Raw genomic sequence first — 20,692 nt, forward strand, 5'->3', positions numbered from 1 at the left:
GGCCCGCCGTACTTCGGTGCGGCAGTAAGGTCGCCAGACATGACTGATGACCTGGGTGAGCTTTCCGCGCGGCTGCGGGAATTCGTGCGTGTACGGGAGTGGGAGCAGTTTCACACGCCCAAGAATCTTGCGATGGCCCTTGCCGGAGAGGCGGGTGAGCTTCTCGCCGAATTTCAGTGGCTGACTGCTGCTGAGTCCCAGAATCCGGATCCTGAAACGCTGGCGAGAATTCGTGCGGAAATCGCCGATGTGACCCTGTACCTACTCCGTCTGGCCGACGTTCTGTCCATTGACCTGATCGAAGTCGCCACCACCAAGCTGGAAGAGAACAACCGCCGTTACGATCCCGCCAACTACCGAGGGTCGGCCAGAAAGGCCCCACCCGCTCACCCCCAAATCTGACCTGGCTCCGTGCACGCTTGCGGGCGGGAGATGATGCGCAGCCACCGTGGCAGTTGGCGGTAGCGCAAGACCAGGTCAGGTTAGGTCAGGCTGGGTTTGGCAGGGCGGGTTTGGTGTGGTTGGTGGCAGGGCGGTTGCGGCGGGTTTCGACGGTTTCGTTGTGGGTCCAGATGAGGGGGCGGAGGGTGGCTGGGTCGTTTGGGGTGGGGTGGGTGGTCAGGGTTTCGCGGCGGGAGACTTTGGCGGTGGAGACCCGGCGGTGGTAGTCGGTGAACGTCTGGACCTCTCCGTTGGAGCGGCAGAGTTCGTAGTCGGGGTGGTCGATTTCGGTGTAGGACATCCCGTAGTAGACGTCGTCGCGCATTGTCGCCACGAGTAGCGCCCAGTTCCGGAGGAGGCTCGGGGTGCCGCGGAAGGTGAGCATGCCGCCGATCATGTCGACCTCGCCTCCCCGCCCGTCGGGGCTGGGGTGATACTCCCGCCACCAGGTGCGGTCGGCGCGCATCGCGTGATAGCGGGCGACCTCGGCGTCCAGGCCCCACGTGTGCCAGCGCACCGTGCCGCGCGGCTCTCCCGGTGCGGCCAGGCTTTGCCGTACGCGATGGGCGGTTTTGTGGAGGAGGTGGGTGAGGTCGGCGGGGACGAGGGCGATGGGGGCGGGGGGTTCCGCGTCGAAGGGGTTGGGGTCGAGGTGGGGGTGGCCGATGACGATCAGCGTGTCGGGGTGGCGCTGGTAGGAGAGGCCCCAGAGGAGGCGGGCCAGGAGATGGGCGCCGTGGGGGTCGGAGAGGATGTGCCAGGTCTGGTGGTAGTAGTTCGTGGAGAATCTGGCGCGTACGCCCGGCCGGGGCGTTATCACGTGGAATTCGCGGCCGTCGGCGCGAGAAGTGCGCAGGTGGAGTTTGAGGCGGTCGTCGATGTGGCGGGCGTTGGACGGTCGCAGCTGTTTGCGGCTCACGTTCCTCCATGGATCTGTGAAAAGGTGACCCAAGGAAGCGCGCGGCTCACGTTCCTCCACGGATCTGGGAAAGGTGATCCAAGGGAGCGCGGCCCACGTTCCTTCCATGGATCACACGGGTGATCCCATGGAAGCGCCCGTCCCGCGTCGCGCACAAACGAATTTCAGCCGCCGCGAGCCGCCGCGACGAATTCCCGGATGAGATCCGGGTCCTTCCTGCCGTCGCGTTCGACGCCGCTGGACACGTCCACACCCCAGGGCTGAGCTTCGGTAATCGCCCGGCGGACGTTCCCGGCGTCGAGTCCTCCGGCGAGCATCCATTTGCCGGACGGCCGCCCCCGCACCCCCGACCAGTCCCACGGCTCCCCGGACCCGGGCTTGGGCGCGTCCACGATCAGCAACTCCTCCCCGTACGCCCCGCACCGCAGATTCGCATGCGAAGCCACCGCCCGCACCAGCGTGACCCCCAGGTCCGCCAGCGCCAGAAAGTCGCCGTGCGGATGATCCCCATGCAGCTGCACGGCCCGCACCCCGGCCTCGGCCGCCATCGCCCGTACGACCTCCGGCGCCTCACCCGCGAACACCGCGACCGTCAGCACCCCCGGCGGAACCGCCTCCCCGAGCACCCGGGCCTCGTGCGGCGTGACCTGCCGTTTGCTGGCCGTCAGCACGAACCCGACCGCGTCGGCGCCCGCCTCCACGGCGGCGTCCACCTGCCCGGCTTCCCGCAACCCACAGATCTTCACGTACACGAACGAAGAGACTATCCACCCGGAAACCCCGCCCGCTAACCTCTAGCTGACCATGTGATGCGGCCCGACGGGCTTCCGCGTACCAACTCCGGATAAGCCCCCACCCGCACGAGTCTTCTCGTGCTGCCTGGGGGAAGTCCGTGACGGCGTTGCGGCTGTCGGTTGGGAACCTGCTCGCCTCCCCGAACGAGGTCGCGCTGGCGGCGGTGATCGCGGAACACGTGCGTACGGCCACCGGGCGCGGGCCGTCCCCGGCGGAGATCAGATCCTGGCAGCGGAGCCTGCCCGCGCTGGCCCGGGACCTGGCCGACGCCGGCCTGGACGGGGTCGAGATGCTGGTCGAGTACAAACTTCCGCTGACGAGCAGGCGCGCGGACGTCGTCCTCGCGGGTGTGCATCCGCGTACGGGCGCGGATTCCTACGTGGTGGTCGAACTCAAGCAGTGGAGCCGGGCCGAGCCGTCCGAACTGGGTGAGCACCTGGTCGTCGTGGAGGGTCACCCGGGTGGTGAGACGCTCAATCCGGCCGAGCAGGTCCGCCGCTACTGCGAATACATGCGGGACTTCCTGGGCGTCTTCAAGGACGAACCCGATGCCGTGCACGGTGTGGCCTACCTGCACAACGCGATGGACATGGACGTGGACGGTCTGGCCGACCAGGTCCGTGACGAGAGAAGCCGGCTGTTCACGAAACAACGGCGGGGCGATTTCCTCCGCTACCTGGGCGGACGGCTCTCCGGCGATTCCGGTGCGGCCGCCGCGGATCGGCTGCTGAAAAGCGTCGTGGCGCCGAGCAAGCAGCTCATGGCGTACGCGGCGAGGGAGATCCGCGAGCGGGAGCAGTTCACGCTGCTGGACGAGCAGCAGGTGGCCTTCGAAATGGTGATGCGCGCGGTGACCGACGCCCGCAGGGCCGACACCAAACAGGTCGTCCTGGTGACCGGTGGCCCGGGCAGTGGGAAGAGCGTCATCGCCCTCTCCCTGCTGGGCGAACTGTTCCGCCAGGGCCGCGCCGCTTTGTACGCCACCGGCTCCCAGTCCTTCACCCAGACCCTGCGGCGTTATCCCGGCCGGGGCAGCACCCGCATCAAGAACCTGTTCACCTACTTCAACAGTTTCGTCGACGCCGACCCGAACGACCTGGCCGTGCTGATCTGCGACGAGGCCCACCGGATCCGCGAGACGTCCACCAACCGCTTCACTCCCGCCGCGAAACGCACCGGCCGCAGCCAGCTCGACGAACTGCTGTCCGCGGCGCGCGTGCCCGTCTTCCTGCTCGACCAGCACCAGGTCGTACGGCCCGGCGAAGTCGGCACCGTGGAGCGCATCGAGACCGGCGCCCGGGCCAGAGGCTACGACGTGCACCGCGTCTCCCTGGACGAGCAGTTCCGGTGCGGCGGCAGCCGGAAGTACGAACGCTGGGTGCTGAGCTTTCTCGGCCTGACCGAAGCGCAGCCCTTCGCCTGGGACGGCGACGAGGATTTCGAGGTGCGCTTAGCCGGCTCGCCGCACGAACTCGAAGCCGCGCTTCGCGCCAGGCACGGCACGGCCAGGATGACCGCCGGATTCTGCTGGCCGTGGAGCGACCCGACCCCGCACGACACCCTCGTGGACGACGTGGTGATCGGCGACTGGGCCCGCCCGTGGAACGTCAAGAAGGACCGCGCCGTGGGTGACGCGCCGCCCAGCATGCTGTGGGCCAGCGAACCCGGGGGATTCGCCCAGGTGGGCTGCGTCTACACCGCCCAGGGCTTCGAGTACGACTGGAACGGCGTCATCCTCGGACCGGACCTGACCGTCCGGGACGGGCGGCTGGCCACGGTGCGCGAGGCCAACCGGGACCCGGCCTTCAAGAGCCGCCGATCCGTCTCCGACGAGGAGTTCGACCGGCTTGTCCGCAACGTCTACAAGGTCCTGCTGACCAGGGGCATGCGCGGGACACTGATCTACGCGGTCGATCCCGGCCTGCGGGAGCACCTGGCGGGGATCGTCGCCGCCTAGCTCTGGCCCGTGCACATGCGGAGGCCGGACATCACTGAGGTGAGGGCGTCGGCGAGGGCGCGGGTCTGGGCGGGGTCGAGGTTGTCGAAGATGAGGCGGCGGACGTCTTCGACGTGTTCGGGGGCGATCTTCTCGACGAGGGTGCGGCCGCTGGGGGTGATCTCGGCGATGGTGACGCGGCCGTCGTCGGGGCATTGGCTGACGGAGACCCAGCCGTGGTCGCGGAGTTTGTTCATGCGGTGGCTGAGGCGGCTCTGCGACATGTTGAGCATCGAGGCGAGGTCGCTGAGGCGGTAGGCGCGTTCGCTGAGGGCGGCGAGCAGGCCGTACTCGATGTGGACGAGGCCGTGGCGGCGTTGGGCGCGCTCTAGTTCGGGGAGCGCGAGCATGGCGAAGGCGAGGAGGCCCTGCCATGCCCGCTGTTCGGTGTCGTCCAGCCATCCACCCCGTGGTTCCACACTAGAAAGCGTACGGACCGAACCTCCCCCACGCGACGACGGCCGCGAGAGCGAACAGGACCAGGGTGACGGCGATGGCCGGGGTCTCCTTGCGGCGCACGTGGGTGAGCACGGCGCCGAGCATGATGATGGCGAGGCCGGCGGCGGCGAGGGGCGTGAGGATCGGCAGGATGCCGGTGAGGGCGGGCAGGATCAGCCCGATCCCGGCCAGGAGTTCGAGGGCGCCGATGGTCTTGATCTGGCCGGCCGAGAAGTCCTCGGTCCACGGCATCATCGGTTTGAGCTTCTCTTTGGGCTGAGTGGTCTTGGTGACGCCGGCGCCGGCGAAGATGACGGCGAGCAGGCCCTGGAGGACCCAGAGGAACACGTTCACATACACTCCTAGAAAACTTGATGCTTCAAGTTATCGGCTAAGTGATTGAAGCATCAAGTTCCTGGAGTCAGCTGGCGTTGCGGAAGGAGAGGCCCTTCTGCTGGAGGGCCTCGCGCAGGATTCCCACGGCCTTCGGGCCCATGCCGTGCAGCCGCAGCAGGTCGGCCTCGCTGACGTCGGCGAGCTGCTCAAGGTGCGTGTAACCGGCGGCGTCCAGCGCGCTCTGCGCCGGGCGGCTCGTCTTCGGGAACGGGGTGCCCATGCGGATCACCGTACCCGCCCTGCCGCGGACAGGGCGGGTGACGGCGGGCCGGAGCGAGGTCAGGACGCTCCGGTCAGACCGGGTTGAGGGACCACTGCTGGCAGTTGTTGTTCAGCCACGTCCACAGGCGGACGTCGGCGCCGTCGCCGGTGCCGCAGTTGGCGACGTCGGCCACCTTGCCGGTCGCCGCGTTGTGCAGCCGGACGAAGCCGCCCGTGGTGTGGATCAGCCGGAACCGCTGGCAGGTGTTGTTGAGCCAGGCCCACTGCCGGATGTCGGTGCCGTCGGCGGAGGCGCAGTTGGCCACGTCCAGGACCTTGCCGCTGGCCACGTTGACGAGCCTGCTCGTGTCGTCGGCCTGGTCCTCGATCCGCCAGCGCTGGTTGTTGCCGCCGGTGCAGGTCCACTGCTGCACGTTCGCGCCGTCGGCGCCGGACGAGCCGCTGACCTCCAGGCACTTCCCGCTGTTCCGGTTGACCAGTGTGTACGCGCTGGGCGTGCCGGCCGTCTCACCCGCCGGAGCCGCCAGAGAGACCCCGGTCGCGACCGGTGTGCCGAAGTTCGGGCTGCCGTCGGAGTTCCAGGTGAACCGCTGGGCGCGCGTGGTACGCCCGTTGTCGCACCCGCCGGAGGAGGAGCTGTTGGCGTGGTAGACGATCCAGTTCTCGGCGCCGTTGGGGGAGGTGAAGAAGCCGTTGTGGCCGGGGCCGTACACGCTGCCGGACTGCTGGAAGACCGGGGTGGACTTCTTCACCCAGGAGGAGGCGCTGAGCGGGTTCCCCCCGTTGAATGTGAGCTGCCCGAGCCGGTAGTTGGGCCCCCAGCAGGCGCTGGCGGAGTAGATGACGAACGTCTGCCCGTTGCGTTGCAGCGCCTCGGGGCCTTCGTTGACCGTGCCGCCCTGGGTCTCCCAGCTGTAGGTCGGGCTGGAGATCAGGCTGAAGGTGCTCCCGCTGACCGTGTACGGATTGCTCATCGGCGCGATCACCAGGCTCTGCGTGCTGCCGTTCACGAACCCGCTGCCGAGCAGGTAGAGCGACCCGTTGAGCTGCATCGGGCTGGCGTCGATGAGCCAACCCCCGATCCCGAGGTTCGACCCGGTCAGCATGTTCCGGTACGTGTACGGCCCGAGCGGATCGCTCCCCGCGCTCTCCAGCACGTGCGTGCGCTGGCTGTCACAGCAGGTCGCGCCGACCGCCCCGGCCGAGTAGTACAGGTACCAGCGGTTGTTGAACAGGTGGAGCTCCGGCGCCCACATGTTGGTGCCCCGGGACGCCGTGGTGTCCTGCCACACCTGCACGCTCGGCGCCGTCGCGAGACCTCCCAAAGTCGGAGATTTCCGGATCACGAGCGTGTTCGTGAACGAGGTGGTGATCAGGTAGTAGTTGCCATTGTAGTAGCGCAGCCAGGGATCGGCCCCCTTCTGGGCCTTGATGGGATTGCTGTACGACGTGGCCGCCGACGCCGGCAACCCGGGCATCAGCCCGAGCAGCAGCACGGCCAGCAGTACCAGGGATCTTCGGACCACGACTCCTCCTTGTGTTAGCGCTAACATTTCGCGCCGGAAAAGTGCTCCGTCGTTTTCCTGGGATGGTCGGTCGCCAACACCGGCCTGTCAATATCACTTGCGGGCGATGACGAACAGAACAGGCATGTCGCAGATGCCCGGATCATCGCCCAGTTCGGCCATCCGGGCCAGATAACGCGCCTCCGCCGCCGCAGGCACCTCCGGATGGAGCGGATTGCCCACGGCCTGCCGCCACAGCTCGTCCCCCGGCAGCGGTGGCCGGCGCACCACGTCGACCGCGATCCGCTCGACCCGGAACCCGGCCCGTTCGCACGCGTCCCGGCTGGCGCGCTCACTGCCCAGCTGCGCCATCGGATCCGGAATCGGCACGCCCGCCTCGGCCGCGCACTCCCGGAAGACCCGCATCGCGACCGGGAAACCCTCCCGCATGGCCGAATAGGCCAGCGTTCCCCCCGGCCTGAGCACCCGATGCCAGGCCGCCAGCGCGGGCGCGGCGTCCAGGTAGAGCACGCTCGACGAGCACAGCACGACATCGAACGACTCGGGAGCGAACTCCGGCAGAACGGTCACGTCTGCCTTCTGGTAGCGGACGTTGTCCAGTCCCGACTCCGCCAGCAGCGCTTCCGCCTCCCGGAGCATGCCCGACGAGATGTCCACCCCGACGACCCCGCCGGACGGCCCGACCGCCCGCGCGGCGGCCAGCGCGGCCAGCCCGGTCCCCGTCGCGGCGTCCAGCACCGAGGCCCCCGGCGGCAGCTCCGCCAACTCCACCAGCCGCTCCGCGTACCAGACGTGCCAGGTCAGCTTGGCGTACGTGCCGGCGCGCTGGTCGAAGTACGCCTCGTTGAGCTCCACGCCGATCATGATGCCGGATGCGCGGGCATCCGGTGGAGGCTGACCTCCAGGACGGTCGCCGTCGCCTTCGGCTCCTCGCTGAAGTAGAACTCGGCCGTCACGTCGCAGCTGTACGGCGCGTCCGCCACCGCGACCCGGTACACCCGGGTGTGCGGGCTGTCCCAGTGCACCCGGGGCGGCACGAACCCGATCCCCAGCAGCGCGTCCAGGTCGGCCCGGATCAGCGCGGTCGAGGACGGCTGGACCTTCACGTACTTGAACCGGCCGGCCCGGCTGCTGATGAGGAGTTCGGCCACGCCGGGCGGCGGCGGCTCCACGGCGAACTCGCCCCGGCGCGGCACCAGTTCGCCCAGCAGGCCGAGCGAGCGTGCCACCAGCGCGGGATCGTCCGTGCTCAGCCGGCAGAGCGCCTGCGCCCACGCCTGGAGCAGCCCCGCGTCCAGCGGGACTTCCGCCCGCCGCCGTACGCGGGCCTCGGCCAGTTCCAGCAGCTGGCGCGGCATCGGCGGGCGCACCCACGACCGCGGCCAGTCGTCCAGGTCGAGGTGTTCGTGCCCGTTCACGATCAGCGTGTAGAGCGGTTCCGCCGGGAAGTCGTTCACCCGCAGCGTCAGCGCGTCGCCGCCGACGTCCGCCCGGTAGGGGAACTCGCCGTCCCCCGTGTGCGCCCACGCGATCGGCGCCGAGGCGAAGTCCGGCCGCGACCGGCCCGCCACCAGGCCCACCAGGAGCCCGCGCAGGTCCTCGGGCGCGCACCAGCCCTCCTGGCCGTGCAGGCTGACCCTGACCCTGTTGCCCAGCCGGTCGAAGGAGAGGTCCTGGAAGCCGATGTCATGCCCGGCGCGCAGCCGGACGACCACCTCGTGCACCTCGGCCGGGCCCAGCCAGCCCAGCTCGATGGCGCGGACCACGTGGTTCCAGCAGTCCCGCAGACCCGGATCCACCGGCCGCAGCAGCCTGGCCGAGGCCAGGAGCCGAGTGTCGATGTCTGGCATGCAGTTGGTCCTTTCGACGACCGGCCGCGGCGGACGGCCGGGTCGCCGACGGCTCACGACACCGGATCGGTGATGCGGAGGCCGAGAGTGGTGGTGGCGGAGGAAGCGGGGAGGCCGGACGTGCCGCTGATGGTCACGGTAGACGACTCACCGCGCGTTCGGGTGATTTGCGACCAGCGGTCAACCTGACCGTGACCGGCGGTGACGCCGGGCGTCGGAGCCGTCGCGGAGCGCCTCACCGTCAGGTGGAGCGTGGCGGGCCGAAGTCGGCGCTCAGGCAGGGCATGTCGTCCGCGCCGGTCAGGCTCACCTGGGCGATTCGCGAGACCGGCACGTCGATCATGCGTCCCCACGCGCCCGACCCCGACTGCACGGTGATCGTCCCCAGCGTCTGGAACCCGCCGTCCCTGGTGCTCAGCCTGACCGTGTACGGCCCGGCGGTCGTCCCGTACTTCACCGTGATGAAGATCCACGAGGGTGCGCCCTGGTAGGCGAAGATGCGGCCGGCGGTGCTGCCGTCCGGGGCGGTGAACGTCTTGGCCGTCATGTACCGGCCGTTGGCCGCCTCCAGGGTGCGGCGGTAGCTGTCGGCCACCCGGCGGTCGTCGGCCGTGGCCTGCCACACCCCGACCCCGCCGAGCGCCATCGCCACCAGGATCGCCGCCGCCAGCCGCAGCAGCCTCGGCCACCGCCGCCGCGGCGGGTTCAGCGCGGCCAGCACGCCGACCTCGAAACCCGGCGGCGGCTCCACCGCCGGCGCCAGCGGCAGCAGTTCGTCCACCACGAACGCGGCGGCGTCCAGTTCGCGGTTGCAGTCGGTGCAGGTGGCCACATGCCTGAGCGCGCGGGCCCGCTCGTCGCCCGCGGCCACCCCGGCCGCGAGTTCGGGAATCAGCTCCCGGACGGCCGCGCATTCCGGTGTCTCAGTCATCGGTCACCCCCAGTTCCTGCCTCAGTCTGGCCAGTCCACGCCTGATCCGGGTCTTGACCGTGCCCAGCGGAATGCCCTCCCGGTCGGCGATCTCTTTGGCGGTAAGTCCGTAAAATACTGACATCACGATGGGGCGGCTCTGTTCCAAGGGCAGCGCCCGCAGACCCGCGCGGAGCTGGTCGGATCCGTACGGCCCGGTCTCGAACGGATCCTCCGCCGGGGCGGCGTACATCGCCCGCAGCAGCGACTCCGGGTCGGACCGGTGTTTGTGGTTCAGCCGGATGGCGTCCACCGCCAGGTTGCGGGTGATCGTCAGCAGCCAGGTGGCCACCCGGCCCCGGCGGGGGTCGTAGGTGGCGGCATGCCGCCAGACGCGGACGAACGCCTCCTGGGCCACCTCCTCGGCCAGGCCGGTGTCCCCGACCACGCTCAGCGCGAGTCCGAAGACCCGTGCCTGAAACCTCCGGACGAAGGCCGCGGCGGCCTCCGCGTCGCCCGAAGCCATCCCCGCGACGAGAGATTCATCCGACAGCGCCACACGTCTACGACGAATCGCGGACGCCGTTGGTTCAGTGAATCTTCTGACGATTTTTCACCGTATAACCGGGCGTGGAGGCCATGGTGAATGTCCGGGACTTCGAGGGCGCGGCGAAAGCCGTACTCGATCCCGTCTATTACGACTATTTCGCTTCGGGCGCGCAGGACGAGGTCACCGTACGGGCCAACGAGGAGGCGTTCCGGCGTCTCGCCCTGGTGCCCCGAGTCCTGCGTGGTCACAAGCCCCCCCGTCTCGGTCATACCGTGCTCGGCAGTCAGGCCTCCATGCCGATCATGGTGTCGCCCACCGCGTTCCACCGGCTCGCCCATCCCGAGGGGGAACGGGCCAGCGCCAGGGCGGCGGCCGAGGCGGGGGTCATCATGATCGCCGCGATGCTGGCCACCGTGGCCGTCGAGGACATGGCCGCCGAGGCCCGCAAGGTCGCCGACGACCCCGCCCTCTGGTTCCAGCTCTACCTCCAGCCCGACCTGGGCTTCACCGAGGCGCTCGTACGCCGGGCCGAGGCGGCTGGCTGCGCCGCCCTGGTCGTCACCGTGGACTCCCCGGCGCTCGGCCGCAACGAGCGCGGCGACCGCAACGGCTTCCACGACCTGCCGCCCGGCATCCGCTGCGAGAACCTCCGCGAGGCCGGCGGCGACGTCCGGAGTGTGGTGCTCTCGCCGGAGATCTCCTGGCGGCACATCGACTGGCTGCGCGGCGTCACCGCCCTGCCGATCGTGCTCAAGGGAGTGCTCCACCCGGCCGACGCCGCCCTCGCGCTGCGCCACGGCGTGGACGCGATCCTGGTGTCCAACCACGGCGGCCGCCAGCTGGACGGCACGCCCGCCGCCGTCGACCGGCTGCCCGTGCTCGCGGACGCGGTCGGCGGCGAGATCCCGCTGCTGCTCGACGGCGGGATCCGGCGCGGCACCGACGTCGTCAAGGCCCTCGCCCTGGGGGCCAGCGCCGCCGCGATCGGCCGGCCGGTGCTGTGGGGGCTCGCGGCGGACGGCGAGCAGGGCGTCAGCCGGGTGCTCGGCCTGCTCCGCACCGAACTGCTCAACGCGCTCACGTTGTGCGGCTGCGACTCGGCCGAGTCGGTGCCGCGTGATCTCGTCGTCCGAGGAGCCATGTGAAGATCATCGGGGCCGGCGTCGGCCGGACCGGGACGTTGTCGCTCAAATCCGCCCTGGAAGTGCTCGGGCTCGGCCCGTGCTTCCACGGCCGGCACGTGCTCGACCACCCCGACCGGCTCGCCCTCTGGGAAGCCGCCGCCGAGGGCAGGCCGGTCGACTGGACGGCCGTCTTCGACGGCTACCGCGCCAGTGTGGACTGGCCGGGCGCCGCGTACTGGCGGGAGCTGCTCGCCGCCTTCCCCGACGCCAAGGTCATCCTCACCGTCCGCGAACCCCAGGGCTGGTACGACAGCGTCAACCGCACCATCTACCCCATGTTCGGCAGCGGCGCCGACCCCCGCGCCCAGCACGCCCTGCGCGTCGTGCCCGGACTCGACGTGTTCACCGCCTTCCACCGGCGGATGATCTGGGACGGCTTCTTCGGCGGCAGGTTCGCCGACCGCGACCACGCCGTCGCCGTCTACGAGGAGCACAACGCGGCCGTGCTGCGGGAGGTGCCGGCCGAGCGGCTGCTGGTCATCCAGCCGGGGGACGGGTGGCAGCCGCTCTGCGACTTCCTCGGGCTGCCGGTGCCGGTGGAGCCGTACCCGCATCTGAACGATCCCGACCGGTTCTGGGGGCGGGTGGCGGCCCGGATGGCGGAAGCCACGCGGGAAGGATGATGCTGCTCGCCGGGCTTCTGGTGGCGGTGGGGAGCCTGCCGTACTGGATGCCGAGGGCGGTGGTGGGCCTGCGGATGTGGATCTTCACGAGGATCAACGGCGAGGAGGGCATCCCGATCCCCGGGCCGCTCGTGCCCGTCGAGCGGTTCCGGCAGGTCTACGCCGACCCCGCCGCCAGCGGGCGCAGCCGCGGCGCCGCCCTCTCCGACCTGTTCTGGTACTGGCTGTCGCCCGGCGCCCACCTCCACCAGGAGCACCTGGAACCCGGCGAACGCTACGACGAGGTGGCCCGCGCCACCCGCCGTTTCCTCTCCCTGCCCACCGCCGAGGTCACCGCCCTCGCCGAACGCTGCGCCGCCCGCGTCCACCCATCCCGGCGGGTACGCCTCCGCGACCTGATGATGCCGCTCTGGGCGGAGTTCTTCTACGAGGTGGTCTTCGCCGAACGCTGCCCACCCGACGCCCGCGACCTGATCGTCGCCAACGCCGACGACGTGGTCACCGCGCTCAAGGGCTGCGGCCTGCGCCACATGGACCGCCGCCACCGCCTCACCGCCTACCTGGAAACCCGCCTCGGCGACGTACGGCATCCGCTCCCCGCCGGCCTCACCCCCCGCGAGCAGGCCCTCTACCTGCAGGGCACGTTCTTCAACACCGCCGTCGTGCAGCAGTCCGAGGCGTCCGCGCACATCCTGATGGCGCTGGCCCGGCATCCCGAGTCCCAGCAGGCTTCACTGGCCCACGTCATCGACGAGACCTTCCGGCTCTACCCGTTGTTCGGCGTCGCCCACCGGGTCACCTCCGCCGACATCGCCGTCGACGAGCGCACGGTGCTGCCCGCGGGCTCCGTGCTCTGCTTCAACTACCCGGCCTTCCACCGCGCCGGCTTCGACCGTCCCGGCGACTTCGACCCCGGCCGGTGGGAAGGCGTGTCGGCCAAGAACGCCAACCACATTCCGTACGGGATGGCCGCCAACCGGCCCTGCCCGGCCTGGCGGCTCTCCCCGATCGCCCTGCGCGCGGTCGTCGCCGAGCTGACGCGGCGCCACTCCTTCCACAGCACGGCCGCGCAGACGCGCTCCCTGCCCAACCGCGGGCCGTGCCTCGTGCTGCCGGCGGGGGCCAGGCCCTCCGCGCTCGCTCTGCTGTTCATCCGGGTCAGGGACCGCTGGGAGGACGTCGGGCGCGGGCTCGTGCAGCTCGTGCTCGGCAGCTACATGGTCTGGGACGCCCGGCGGGAGCGCCTGTGCGAACGCCACTTCGCGGCGAGTGGCAGCAGCAGTCCGGCTCCCGCGACCAGCATCAGCGACGTGACGATCCACTCGTTGGAGCCACCGGGGCCGTAGACGTACGCGCGGCGGCCGATGTCGACGGCCGGGATGCGCTGGCCCTGGGTGAGGGCGGGGCTGCCGTACAGGTAGACGTCGCGGCGTTCGCCGCCGGCCGTGAACGTGCCGTACCAGGAGCAGGCCTCGTGGCCGAGGTGGGAGACGCACCGGGAGTAGGTCGCGGTGAACGTGCCGGGCACCCCTTCGGCGCGGGCCGCGCGCAGCGCCGGGCCCATCGCCGGGACCGCCAGCACCAGCAGGAGCACCGCCGCCGTGGTGGACACGGCGACGGTGAACCCGGACGGCCCGCTCAAGCGGGCGCGCACGTGCAGGCGGCGTTCTCGGACTGCCTGCGGTGCAGGACCATGGCGACGATCATGGGGATGAAGACCAGGGTGTTGTAGAACAGGTGCAGCTCCACCCGGGGCACGATCAGCTGCGCGATGCTGGTGGGCACGGCCTTGCCGGCCAGGAAGAGGCCCGACTGCGCCTGGAAGAGCAGAAGCAGGTGCTCCAGGTGGTGCCAGACCTGGATGCCGAGCGAGATGTTCCACCACGTGCGAGCCGTTCCGGTGAACCCCTTGCGAAGCACGATCAGACCGACGAGCATGATCAACGCGTACCCGTAGTGCAGCGCCTCGGACTTGACGACCCACGGGAAGAACTGCCCGAGAACGCCGCGCGATTCGGGGACCGGCCAGCCCAGACCCCAGATCTGGATGGCTTGGACGATGTGTTCGGCCCAGTGGGCGATGACGATGAACAGGAAGACATTGAGCGCTGTGCGGTGACCACCCGCGTTGAGCGACTGCCACCTACCTCCACGGATCGGGATCGCTGTCATCCAGGTCTCCTTGGTAATTGCCTACCTTCTCACCATGTTGTACGGGAAATCGGTGGCGGCGAGATTCCTCGACATGGTCTGAATCCCGTGACTTTCCCCCGCCGTACTACCGAATGACCCCAGGAGGAGATCGATGTTCCCCGCCCCCGTTCTTGACGCGCTGCGGATGTCGCCGGACCGTACCGCCATCGAGTACGGAGGGCGCGAGATCTCCTGCGGTGAGCTGCTCACCACCGTCGCGCGCATGGCCGCGGGACTGCGCGCCGCCGGGCTCGGCCGCGGCTGCGGCGTCGCCCTCATGACCGCCACCAACCCCGACGCGTACGCCGCCCACCTGGCCGCGCACGCCCTCGGCTGCCGGGTCGCCGCCTTCCGCCCGCGCTGGAGCGGCAAGCAGATCGCGCACGCCCTCGGCTACCAGTTCGACGCCCTCATCGTCGACCCCGGCGCTCGCCCCGGCGATCTGGACGTCCCCGTCCTCGACACCGCCACCCTGCGCGCCAACCCCGCAGGACCCCTCACCGCCGGCGCGCGCCCCGACGACATCGCCCGGCTGACCTTCACCAGCGGCAGCACCGGCCAGCCCAAGGGCTGCGCCCAGACCTACCGGGCCTTCAGCCTCGCCTACCAGCGCGACGACTGGCCGCCGCAGCTGGCCTCGCTCATGACGGCCTTCCAGCGCTGCCTCATCCACGAGAGTCTCGCCAGCCCCGTCATGATGACCTACCTCGGCCGCTGCCTCGTCGCCGGCGGCACCGTCGTCATGAGCAACGAGGAACTCACCCCCGAGCTGCTGGAACGCCACCGCGTCACCGCCACCATGATGCCGCCGCCGCGCCTGCACGTCCTGCTCGCGACCCTGCACCAGCGCCCCGCCGACCTCAGCGCCCTGCGCGCGGTCGTCCTCGGCGGCTCACCCGCCGACCCCGGCCTCCTCGCCGCCGCCATCGACCGCTTCGGCCCCATCGTCTGGCAGGGGTACGGCCAGGCCGAAGGCGGCGTCATCTCCATGCTCACCCCCACCGACATCGCCACCCACCCCGACGCCCTCACCACCGTCGGCCGCCCCCTCCCGACCGTCGAACTCAGCGTCCGCAACTACGAGGACCACGCCTCCGTACCCGGCCAGATCTGGGTACGCAGCCCGCACATGATGTCCCGCTACTGGAACGACCCCGACCAGACCGCGGAGGTCCTCCAGGACGGCTGGCTCCACACCCGCGACATCGGCTACCTCGGCCCCGACGGCCTGCTCCGCCTGACCGGCCGCAGCCGCGACGTCATCCTCGTCAACGCCGAGGTCTGCTACCCCACCGCCATCGAACGCGTCCTCGCCTCCCACCCCTCCGTCTCCGCCGCGTACGTCACCAGCACCCCCGATCCCGCCACCGGCGAAGCCGTACACGCCTTCGTCGTCCCCACCCCCGGCCACCCCATCGACAACGAAGCCCTCCTCTCCCTGGTCACCTCCTCCCTCAGCAAAGCCCACACCCCCAAAACCATCACCGTCCTCACCTCAGTCCCCACCACCCCCGCCGGCAAACCCGACAAACACGCCCTAACCACCCTCCTCCCCCTCCTCAACCCCTGACCCTTAAGGCACCGTTCAGTTTGGGCATAGACGCGGAGCGTGATGGACGGGTCGGCGTGGCGTTCGGGACACGCGGATGAAGACGGTCGTCGCCGTGGGCGTGAACTGGTTCGTGCTCATCCGCTGCCAGATCCAACTCCCGCCGCGGAGCCGCTCATGACCTCGATGTTGAAGTACTGGTTGCCCGATCTGGTCCAGGCCGAGAACTGGCAGTTGGCTTGGGCCCCGTTCGCCACCGGGGTGATCCTCAAGCTCCGGCCCACCGAGGACCACGTCCCGTAGAGACCGCCCGAGGACAGATCGGCATAATACGAGGGGCTGTGCGCGCCGGAGGGTTCCTCCGCTGTCCCCTGGCGAGGAGACGAACTTCCCGGCGCCGCCATCGTGGTCGAAGGTGAAGCGCGACTGGGGCGGCATGAAAGTGCGGACCTCCATGTCATCGGAGAAGCTCCACGAGGCCGCCTGCGCATTCCCGGGCATTCCCACGATCACGGATGCGACTACGGTGACCACGGCGACCGTCGTACGAGCCAGACGATGCGCGGCGCTTCTCATGCACGCTGCCTTCCGACGGCGGCGGCGACGACGTCAGCAACTTCTCCCATCTCCGAGGCTCAATCTGACGAGAGGGGCACATCAGGGGTTAGACCGGGGAACTGGATCGGCCGCACAGGCGACACCACAGACGGGGTATTGCGAGCCAACCCGCCCGCCGCCCGCCAGGAGATTCGCGTGTCTGCTTCTCTCTATCGGAGGTGCCTACCCAGACCGCCGGACGGCCCGCTCAAGCTGCTCCCGGCCTTTGGGTTGGGTTCGAGGTCGCGAGTGGTGCACCGCTGACCGGTCCACATGATTAATAGACGGATTTTGTCGGTCATTTGAAATTGCATTCGAAAATGTCAATATTTTGATTTGTCGGATGATTTGTTAACGTCCCTGTGATGTCAATGATCATTTCCGCGTCTTAAGGAACTCGATGATGTCTGTGCCATCCCTCCTGCGGAGGAGGGCCCTGTCCCTGATGACCGCCGTCGTGACGGCGGTCGGGCTGGCCATCGTCCCGTCCACCGCCTCGGCCGACGTGCCGACGCTCGTCGTCGTGCAGGATCTCCTGCTGAGGGACGACATCCACGTCACCTCCACGCACGACGAGGATTCCCCCGCGTCGTCGCTCCACGAGATTCTCCTTTCAGGCACCAAGCGCGGTCTGACGGCCCGGAGCTATCTGAAGTTCGACATGTCCTATCTGCCTGAAGGCGTCATCCGGTCGGCTACGCTGCGGCTCACCGGGCTCGGCGCGCCGGCCTGCGGGCCCGTGGTCGGGGAGGGCGTCCAGGTGCGCCGCGTCACCGATCCCTGGTCCGGCGACTTCCTGCACTGGGACAACAAGCCCGATTCGACCGACGAGGACGCCCAGATCGCCACCAAGGGGGTGACCACGCAGTGCGCGGTCTACCCCGACCAGGTGGAGTGGCCGATCACGGACATCGTCAACGCCTGGGCTGGTGGCGCGGAGAACCACGGCCTGGTGCTTCAGTCCCCGGACGAGAGCACCGACGACGGCCTCTGGGCCTTCTCCTCATGGGAGAACCCTGCTGACGCCATACCCGTTCTCACGGTCACCATGGACGTGCCCTCCGTTCCGTACACGAGAGCGTCGTCCATCGCGAGTCATGAGGACGGCGCTAACACCTGGGTGGCCGGGCTGACGCCCCGTATCCAATCGCAAGTGGTCGACCCCGCCGGTGGCAGCCTGACCGCCGAGTTCGAGGTCGAGCACGATCCCGACGCCCCCGGTCAGGGCAGCGGGCAGATCTGGACCGCCACCTCCGCCCCGGCGTCCAGCTTCGGCAGGCCCTCGGTGCTCGTGCCCGTGGGGCTTCTGGAGGACGGCTGGCGTATCCGCTGGCGGGTCCGCGCCCACAACGTGACGGCGGGCACGGTCTCCGACTGGTCGGCGTGGAACTCCGGCACTGTGGCCGCCCACGTCCCCCAGATCAGCGCCCGTCAGGTCGTCCCGTCGTGGGAGAGCGAGGACTCGACGGTGAGCATGAGCCTGACTCCCGAACTGCGGGCCACGGTGACGCATCCGCTCCTCGACTCGACGCGGGTGGTGTTCCAGATGGCGTACGATCCGGACGCGCCGTTGCAGGGAACCGGCCTGATCTGGGAAGAGACCGTCCTGGACGTTCCCTCGGGCGGCCAGGCGGTGGTGACCGTCCCCGATGGCCTCGTCGACGGCGGCTTGCAGGTCCGCTGGCGGGTGGGCGCGTATGGCGGGCCGTTCCAGTCGGGCTGGTCGGACTGGCAGAAGCTCACCATCGACATGTAGATGCACCGACGAGTGACGTATAGATGACATGAAGCTCGCGATGGGCCCTCAGCACGGTCACGGCGTGATCGCCGATGTCGCCGGGAATCTCCGGCGGCCGGGTCGTGCTGAGGGCGGAAACGTTGTACGCGTTCCTCGATCGTCTCACCGGTGAAAGTGCGACCGCCGCCGGGAGGCCGAGCGTCTCACCCGGTTCCGGCATGCCCGGGGCCCGTCATAAGGCTCGAGAGGCGGGTGACACTCCGGCTAGATGATTTGTCGTTCTCCGACGCCTATTGAATCGGAAACTTGTGGTCGGGCATCTGCCATTCGGACGGGAGTTCTTCGATCTGCAGGTCGGAGAAGACCAGGGTCAGATCGTGGGCGTTGGTCTGGATCCGGATCTCGTGGAAGTCGATGCCGACGGCTGCGGCCCAGTTCTGGGCGGTCGGCGAGTCGGTGACGAGCGTGGCTCCGGGATAAAGCAGCTGCCAGTTGACGCCCCAGACGTATCCGTCGAGGTCGGCGCCGGTTCGGTAGGTGGTGAGCCGGTCATCGAGGGACTCTCGCCAGATGCCGGCCGGCACGGTTGTGGTGCAGTCGGCTTGCACGCAGAAGCGGAACAGGTAGCGCAGCGTCGATGGTGTGATCCCGCTGCGCGGGTCTACGATCGCCGCGATGGGCTTTTTCGATCTTCAGGCAGAGCGCAATGGACCGTTTGGCCTGGACCCGCCTCCCCATCAGGGCACGGCGACGGTCATCACCACGACCATCATCATCACAAGCACAGTGCGTGTGGCGAGTAGGGCGACTAACGGAGCCGCCCCGTGACGGCCTGGGCCGGACCCGGCGTACGGAGACCGTGCAGCACCTCCACCCGGTGCACTATGCGCGGCGCGGTCAGCGGCACTCCGACCGCCACCGACGAGGGCAGCAAGGTCAGGCCGTGTCCAGCGGCGGCGAGATTCAGGAGGGTGTGCACATCTTCGCCGCCGTAGCGGAATCCGACACGGAACCCGTCCGTACCCGCCACTTCGCGCAACCGCTCCACCGACACGGCGGCAGGGGCCTGCAGCCACAGTGCGTCGGCCAGGTCGGTCAGCGCGAGCCCGCGCCTGCGGGAGAGCGGGTGATCGCTGGGCAGGACCACCACCAGCTCCTCCTCGGCCACGCCGATGGCGGTCAGCGGTCCCACGTCCGGCAGGCGCAGCGGATCGCTGGGCGCGGCGATCCCGTCGACGAATCCGAGGTCGACAGTGCCGGAGGCGACCTGCTCGGCGACATTCTCACGTCCGACCGTGTGAAGGGTCACCGCCAGCCGCTCCTGCGTCAGGCTCCTGGCGATCGTCGGAGTGCACGCCAGCGGCGAGGCCGCTACGGTCAGCCGCTCGATCGGGCCGGCAGCGGCACGCAGGACGTCGGCGCGGACGGCTCGATGGCGTAGCAGCAGCGGACCGGCGTGTTCCAGCAGGCGTTCCCCCGCCGGGGTGAGCGTCACCGGACGGCGATGCAACAGAGCCAGTCCCAGGTCCGCCTCCAGCACGGCGATCTGCTGCGAGACCGCCGACTGGGTGTAGCCGAGATCCTCGGCCGCGGCGGAGAAGGACCGCCGATGAACGACGGTGATGAACGTGCGCAGCAGATGCGGATCCACGATGCATCAGTATCGCTTATCCAGATAGCAAGAATCATCGTTGGCGCTTACCGCGGTGTTCCGGTGAAGGTGAGGATATGACGATCGCCAGAGTCGCCCTGATCGGCGACAGATCCCCGAGTGTCCAGGCCCATGTGCGCATCCCGTCGATCTTCGGAGCGCTGCGTGGGCGCGACGGGCTGACGCTGGACGGCTATTGGATCCCCACGACCGAGGCTCAGGATCTGGAGGGGTTCGACGGCATCTGGATGATGCCCGGCAGCCCGTATCGCAGCGAGGCAGGCGCGGTGAACGCCGCCCGGGTTGCCCGCGAGCGCGGTATCCCGTTCCTGGGCACCTGCGGCGGCTTCCAGCACACCCTCCTGGAATACGCGCGTAACGTCCTCGGCCTGCCGGTCGCGCACGCCGAGAACGATCCGGACGCCGACGACTTCCTGCTGCTGCCGCTGGCGTGCTCGCTCGCTGGCCATGAAGAGGAGGTCCAGTTGACGCCCGGCTCTCTGGTCGAGAAGATCATCGGCTTCGACAGGAGTGTGGAGAAGTACTCCTGCAGCTTCGGCCTCAACCCCGACTACGTGTCCGTGCTGGAGGAGGGTGGCCTGAGCTTCACCGGCCGCGACAGCGCGGGCGCCGTGCGAGTGCTCGAATTGCCCGGTCACCCGTTCTTTCTGGCCACGCTCTTCCAGCCGGAGTTGGCCGGGGACGGCACCCGGCCGCACCCGATCATCACCGCATTCGCCTCGGCCTCCGTGGCGCGGGCCGCCTCGAGAGTTCCGGCCCCGCTCTAGCCACCGCTGCGACACTATTTCCGCGTGGCGAGTCGGCATTTCGGTGCGTACGTGGATCGTCCGGGCTGATCGAGCCGCGACGCTCAGTTCCGTGCGGCTCAGGTCCACGCGGCTCAGTTCCGCGTCGCCCAGGTTGGCTTGATCTTCGGCCTGTTCGTGCGACGGCTCGCCTTGGTCGCAGGGCGATGTGGCCGGGGGTGCTGGTGGAGGTCGCGGAACGTGCGTCGGGTCCGTCGGGGAGCGGGCGCGGGTAACGCGGCGCCGAGCTGCTGCCCGGATGGCCGCGCACACACGCCTGCGGGCCCCGCCGCGAGGCGCTGATGGTA

22 protein-coding genes are annotated in these 20,692 nt (G+C 69.4%); 9 read left to right on the forward strand and 13 right to left on the reverse strand.

Translation table 11 applies throughout. The annotated features are described in order from the left end of the window. A partial coding sequence (locus Aph01nite_RS19430; protein ID WP_373872309.1) for a nucleotide pyrophosphohydrolase occupies positions 1 to 402 on the forward strand: 402 nt, incomplete at its 5' end. 85 nt (positions 403 to 487) lie between these two features. Here Aph01nite_RS19430 and Aph01nite_RS19435 read toward each other — a convergent pair. Both Aph01nite_RS19435 and Aph01nite_RS19440 read right to left on the reverse strand, forming a co-directional pair. Further along, positions 488 to 1,360: a hypothetical protein gene (locus Aph01nite_RS19435; protein WP_204042336.1), complete on the reverse strand. Its 873-nt coding sequence runs from the start codon at positions 1,358 to 1,360 to the stop codon at positions 488 to 490. A gap of 164 nt (positions 1,361 to 1,524) precedes the next feature. Next, on the reverse strand, positions 1,525 to 2,112 hold the full coding sequence (locus Aph01nite_RS19440) for a phosphoribosylanthranilate isomerase (RefSeq protein WP_204042337.1): 588 nt from the start codon (positions 2,110 to 2,112) through the stop codon (positions 1,525 to 1,527). Positions 2,113 to 2,252: 140 nt separating this feature from the next. On the opposite strand from Aph01nite_RS19440, the gene Aph01nite_RS19445 reads away from it, so the two are divergent. After that, complete coding sequence (locus Aph01nite_RS19445; RefSeq protein WP_204042338.1) at positions 2,253 to 4,112, forward strand: DNA/RNA helicase domain-containing protein; 1,860 nt, start codon at positions 2,253 to 2,255, stop codon at positions 4,110 to 4,112. On the opposite strand, the gene Aph01nite_RS19450 is transcribed toward Aph01nite_RS19445, so the two are convergent. The 8 genes from Aph01nite_RS19450 to Aph01nite_RS19485 form a co-directional block, all read right to left on the reverse strand. Next, a complete protein-coding gene (locus Aph01nite_RS19450; protein WP_204042339.1) occupies positions 4,109 to 4,570 on the reverse strand; it encodes a MarR family winged helix-turn-helix transcriptional regulator in 462 nt (153 codons plus the stop codon). The two genes, Aph01nite_RS19445 and Aph01nite_RS19450, sit on opposite strands and share 4 nt — an antisense overlap. 1 nt (position 4,571) lies before the next feature. Continuing rightward, on the reverse strand, positions 4,572 to 4,943 hold the full coding sequence (locus Aph01nite_RS19455; protein WP_204042340.1) for a DoxX family protein: 372 nt from the start codon (positions 4,941 to 4,943) through the stop codon (positions 4,572 to 4,574). Between the two features lie 67 nt (positions 4,944 to 5,010). Beyond that, a complete protein-coding gene (locus tag Aph01nite_RS19460) occupies positions 5,011 to 5,205 on the reverse strand; it encodes a helix-hairpin-helix domain-containing protein (protein ID WP_204042341.1) in 195 nt (64 codons plus the stop codon). Between the two features lie 73 nt (positions 5,206 to 5,278). After that, complete coding sequence (locus tag Aph01nite_RS19465) at positions 5,279 to 6,733, reverse strand: family 43 glycosylhydrolase (protein WP_204042342.1); 1,455 nt, start codon at positions 6,731 to 6,733, stop codon at positions 5,279 to 5,281. Positions 6,734 to 6,826: 93 nt separating this feature from the next. Further along, entirely contained in the window at positions 6,827 to 7,588 is a 762-nt protein-coding gene (locus Aph01nite_RS19470; protein WP_204042343.1) for a class I SAM-dependent methyltransferase, read from the reverse strand. A gap of 5 nt (positions 7,589 to 7,593) precedes the next feature. Beyond that, a complete protein-coding gene (locus tag Aph01nite_RS19475; protein WP_204042344.1) occupies positions 7,594 to 8,583 on the reverse strand; it encodes a hypothetical protein in 990 nt (329 codons plus the stop codon). A 241-nt stretch (positions 8,584 to 8,824) separates the two neighbouring features. Beyond that, positions 8,825 to 9,514 carry a zf-HC2 domain-containing protein gene (locus Aph01nite_RS19480; protein ID WP_204042345.1) on the reverse strand — a complete coding sequence of 230 codons (690 nt, stop codon included), beginning with the start codon at positions 9,512 to 9,514 and terminating at the stop codon, positions 8,825 to 8,827. Then, positions 9,507 to 10,019, reverse strand: coding sequence for an RNA polymerase sigma factor (locus Aph01nite_RS19485; protein WP_204042346.1), 513 nt, complete (start codon positions 10,017 to 10,019; stop codon positions 9,507 to 9,509). Before Aph01nite_RS19485 ends, Aph01nite_RS19480 begins: the two co-directional genes overlap by 8 nt. Before the next feature lie 113 nt (positions 10,020 to 10,132). On the opposite strand from Aph01nite_RS19485, the gene Aph01nite_RS19490 reads away from it, so the two are divergent. Genes Aph01nite_RS19490 through Aph01nite_RS19500 form a run of 3 tightly spaced genes read left to right on the forward strand, consistent with a single transcriptional unit; the run spans position 10,133 to position 13,196 of the window. After that, on the forward strand, positions 10,133 to 11,188 hold the full coding sequence (locus tag Aph01nite_RS19490) for an alpha-hydroxy acid oxidase (RefSeq protein WP_204042347.1): 1,056 nt from the start codon (positions 10,133 to 10,135) through the stop codon (positions 11,186 to 11,188). Next, positions 11,185 to 11,850 (forward strand): sulfotransferase family protein, encoded by a 666-nt coding sequence (locus Aph01nite_RS19495; protein ID WP_204042348.1) that lies wholly within the window; start codon positions 11,185 to 11,187, stop codon positions 11,848 to 11,850. Before Aph01nite_RS19490 ends, Aph01nite_RS19495 begins: the two co-directional genes overlap by 4 nt. Beyond that, positions 11,847 to 13,196 (forward strand): cytochrome P450, encoded by a 1,350-nt coding sequence (locus tag Aph01nite_RS19500; RefSeq protein WP_204042349.1) that lies wholly within the window; start codon positions 11,847 to 11,849, stop codon positions 13,194 to 13,196. The genes Aph01nite_RS19495 and Aph01nite_RS19500 overlap by 4 nt, the downstream gene beginning before the upstream one ends. A gap of 292 nt (positions 13,197 to 13,488) precedes the next feature. Here Aph01nite_RS19500 and Aph01nite_RS19505 read toward each other — a convergent pair whose 3' ends face one another. Then, complete coding sequence (locus Aph01nite_RS19505) at positions 13,489 to 14,022, reverse strand: hypothetical protein (protein ID WP_204042350.1); 534 nt, start codon at positions 14,020 to 14,022, stop codon at positions 13,489 to 13,491. A 133-nt stretch (positions 14,023 to 14,155) separates the two neighbouring features. Here Aph01nite_RS19505 and Aph01nite_RS19510 point away from each other — a divergent pair, with 133 nt between their 5' ends. The 3 genes from Aph01nite_RS19510 to Aph01nite_RS19515 all read left to right on the forward strand — a co-directional run bounded on the left by Aph01nite_RS19510 (position 14,156) and on the right by Aph01nite_RS19515 (position 17,945). After that, complete coding sequence (locus Aph01nite_RS19510; RefSeq protein ID WP_204042351.1) at positions 14,156 to 15,613, forward strand: class I adenylate-forming enzyme family protein; 1,458 nt, start codon at positions 14,156 to 14,158, stop codon at positions 15,611 to 15,613. A 156-nt stretch (positions 15,614 to 15,769) separates the two neighbouring features. Then, positions 15,770 to 15,895 carry a hypothetical protein gene (locus Aph01nite_RS42190; protein ID WP_275419255.1) on the forward strand — a complete coding sequence of 42 codons (126 nt, stop codon included), beginning with the start codon at positions 15,770 to 15,772 and terminating at the stop codon, positions 15,893 to 15,895. A 739-nt stretch (positions 15,896 to 16,634) separates the two neighbouring features. Further along, positions 16,635 to 17,945 carry a DNRLRE domain-containing protein gene (locus tag Aph01nite_RS19515; protein ID WP_204042352.1) on the forward strand — a complete coding sequence of 437 codons (1,311 nt, stop codon included), beginning with the start codon at positions 16,635 to 16,637 and terminating at the stop codon, positions 17,943 to 17,945. Positions 17,946 to 18,217: 272 nt separating this feature from the next. On the opposite strand, the gene Aph01nite_RS19520 is transcribed toward Aph01nite_RS19515, so the two are convergent. Further along, positions 18,218 to 18,604, reverse strand: coding sequence for a YxiG-like protein (locus tag Aph01nite_RS19520; protein WP_444978686.1), 387 nt, complete (start codon positions 18,602 to 18,604; stop codon positions 18,218 to 18,220). A gap of 131 nt (positions 18,605 to 18,735) precedes the next feature. After that, positions 18,736 to 19,578 (reverse strand): LysR family transcriptional regulator, encoded by an 843-nt coding sequence (locus Aph01nite_RS19525; RefSeq protein ID WP_204042354.1) that lies wholly within the window; start codon positions 19,576 to 19,578, stop codon positions 18,736 to 18,738. A 77-nt stretch (positions 19,579 to 19,655) separates the two neighbouring features. Here Aph01nite_RS19525 and Aph01nite_RS19530 point away from each other — a divergent pair, with 77 nt between their 5' ends. Then, positions 19,656 to 20,366 (forward strand): CTP synthase C-terminal region-related (seleno)protein, encoded by a 711-nt coding sequence (locus Aph01nite_RS19530; RefSeq protein ID WP_204042355.1) that lies wholly within the window; start codon positions 19,656 to 19,658, stop codon positions 20,364 to 20,366. Positions 20,367 to 20,692: the final 326 nt, after the last annotated feature.

The organism is Acrocarpospora phusangensis, from assembly GCF_016862995.1.
GTDB lineage: Bacteria > Actinomycetota > Actinomycetes > Streptosporangiales > Streptosporangiaceae > Acrocarpospora > Acrocarpospora phusangensis.

What these genes read in the sequence shown, in the direction of transcription:
- Aph01nite_RS42190 (WP_275419255.1), top strand. Translation starts at nt 15,770, where the DNA reads ATGACCTCGATGTTGAAGTACTGGTTGCCCGATCTGGTCCAGGCCGAG.
- Aph01nite_RS19475 (WP_204042344.1), bottom strand. Translation starts at nt 8,583, where the DNA reads ATGCCAGACATCGACACTCGGCTCCTGGCCTCGGCCAGGCTGCTGCGG.
- Aph01nite_RS19480 (WP_204042345.1), bottom strand. Translation starts at nt 9,514, where the DNA reads ATGACTGAGACACCGGAATGCGCGGCCGTCCGGGAGCTGATTCCCGAA.
- Aph01nite_RS19510 (WP_204042351.1), top strand. Translation starts at nt 14,156, where the DNA reads ATGTTCCCCGCCCCCGTTCTTGACGCGCTGCGGATGTCGCCGGACCGT.
- Aph01nite_RS19490 (WP_204042347.1), top strand. Translation starts at nt 10,133, where the DNA reads ATGGTGAATGTCCGGGACTTCGAGGGCGCGGCGAAAGCCGTACTCGAT.
- Aph01nite_RS19530 (WP_204042355.1), top strand. Translation starts at nt 19,656, where the DNA reads ATGACGATCGCCAGAGTCGCCCTGATCGGCGACAGATCCCCGAGTGTC.
- Aph01nite_RS19460 (WP_204042341.1), bottom strand. Translation starts at nt 5,205, where the DNA reads ATGGGCACCCCGTTCCCGAAGACGAGCCGCCCGGCGCAGAGCGCGCTG.
- Aph01nite_RS19500 (WP_204042349.1), top strand. Translation starts at nt 11,847, where the DNA reads ATGATGCTGCTCGCCGGGCTTCTGGTGGCGGTGGGGAGCCTGCCGTAC.
- Aph01nite_RS19485 (WP_204042346.1), bottom strand. Translation starts at nt 10,019, where the DNA reads ATGGCTTCGGGCGACGCGGAGGCCGCCGCGGCCTTCGTCCGGAGGTTT.
- Aph01nite_RS19505 (WP_204042350.1), bottom strand. Translation starts at nt 14,022, where the DNA reads ATGACAGCGATCCCGATCCGTGGAGGTAGGTGGCAGTCGCTCAACGCG.
- Aph01nite_RS19515 (WP_204042352.1), top strand. Translation starts at nt 16,635, where the DNA reads ATGACCGCCGTCGTGACGGCGGTCGGGCTGGCCATCGTCCCGTCCACC.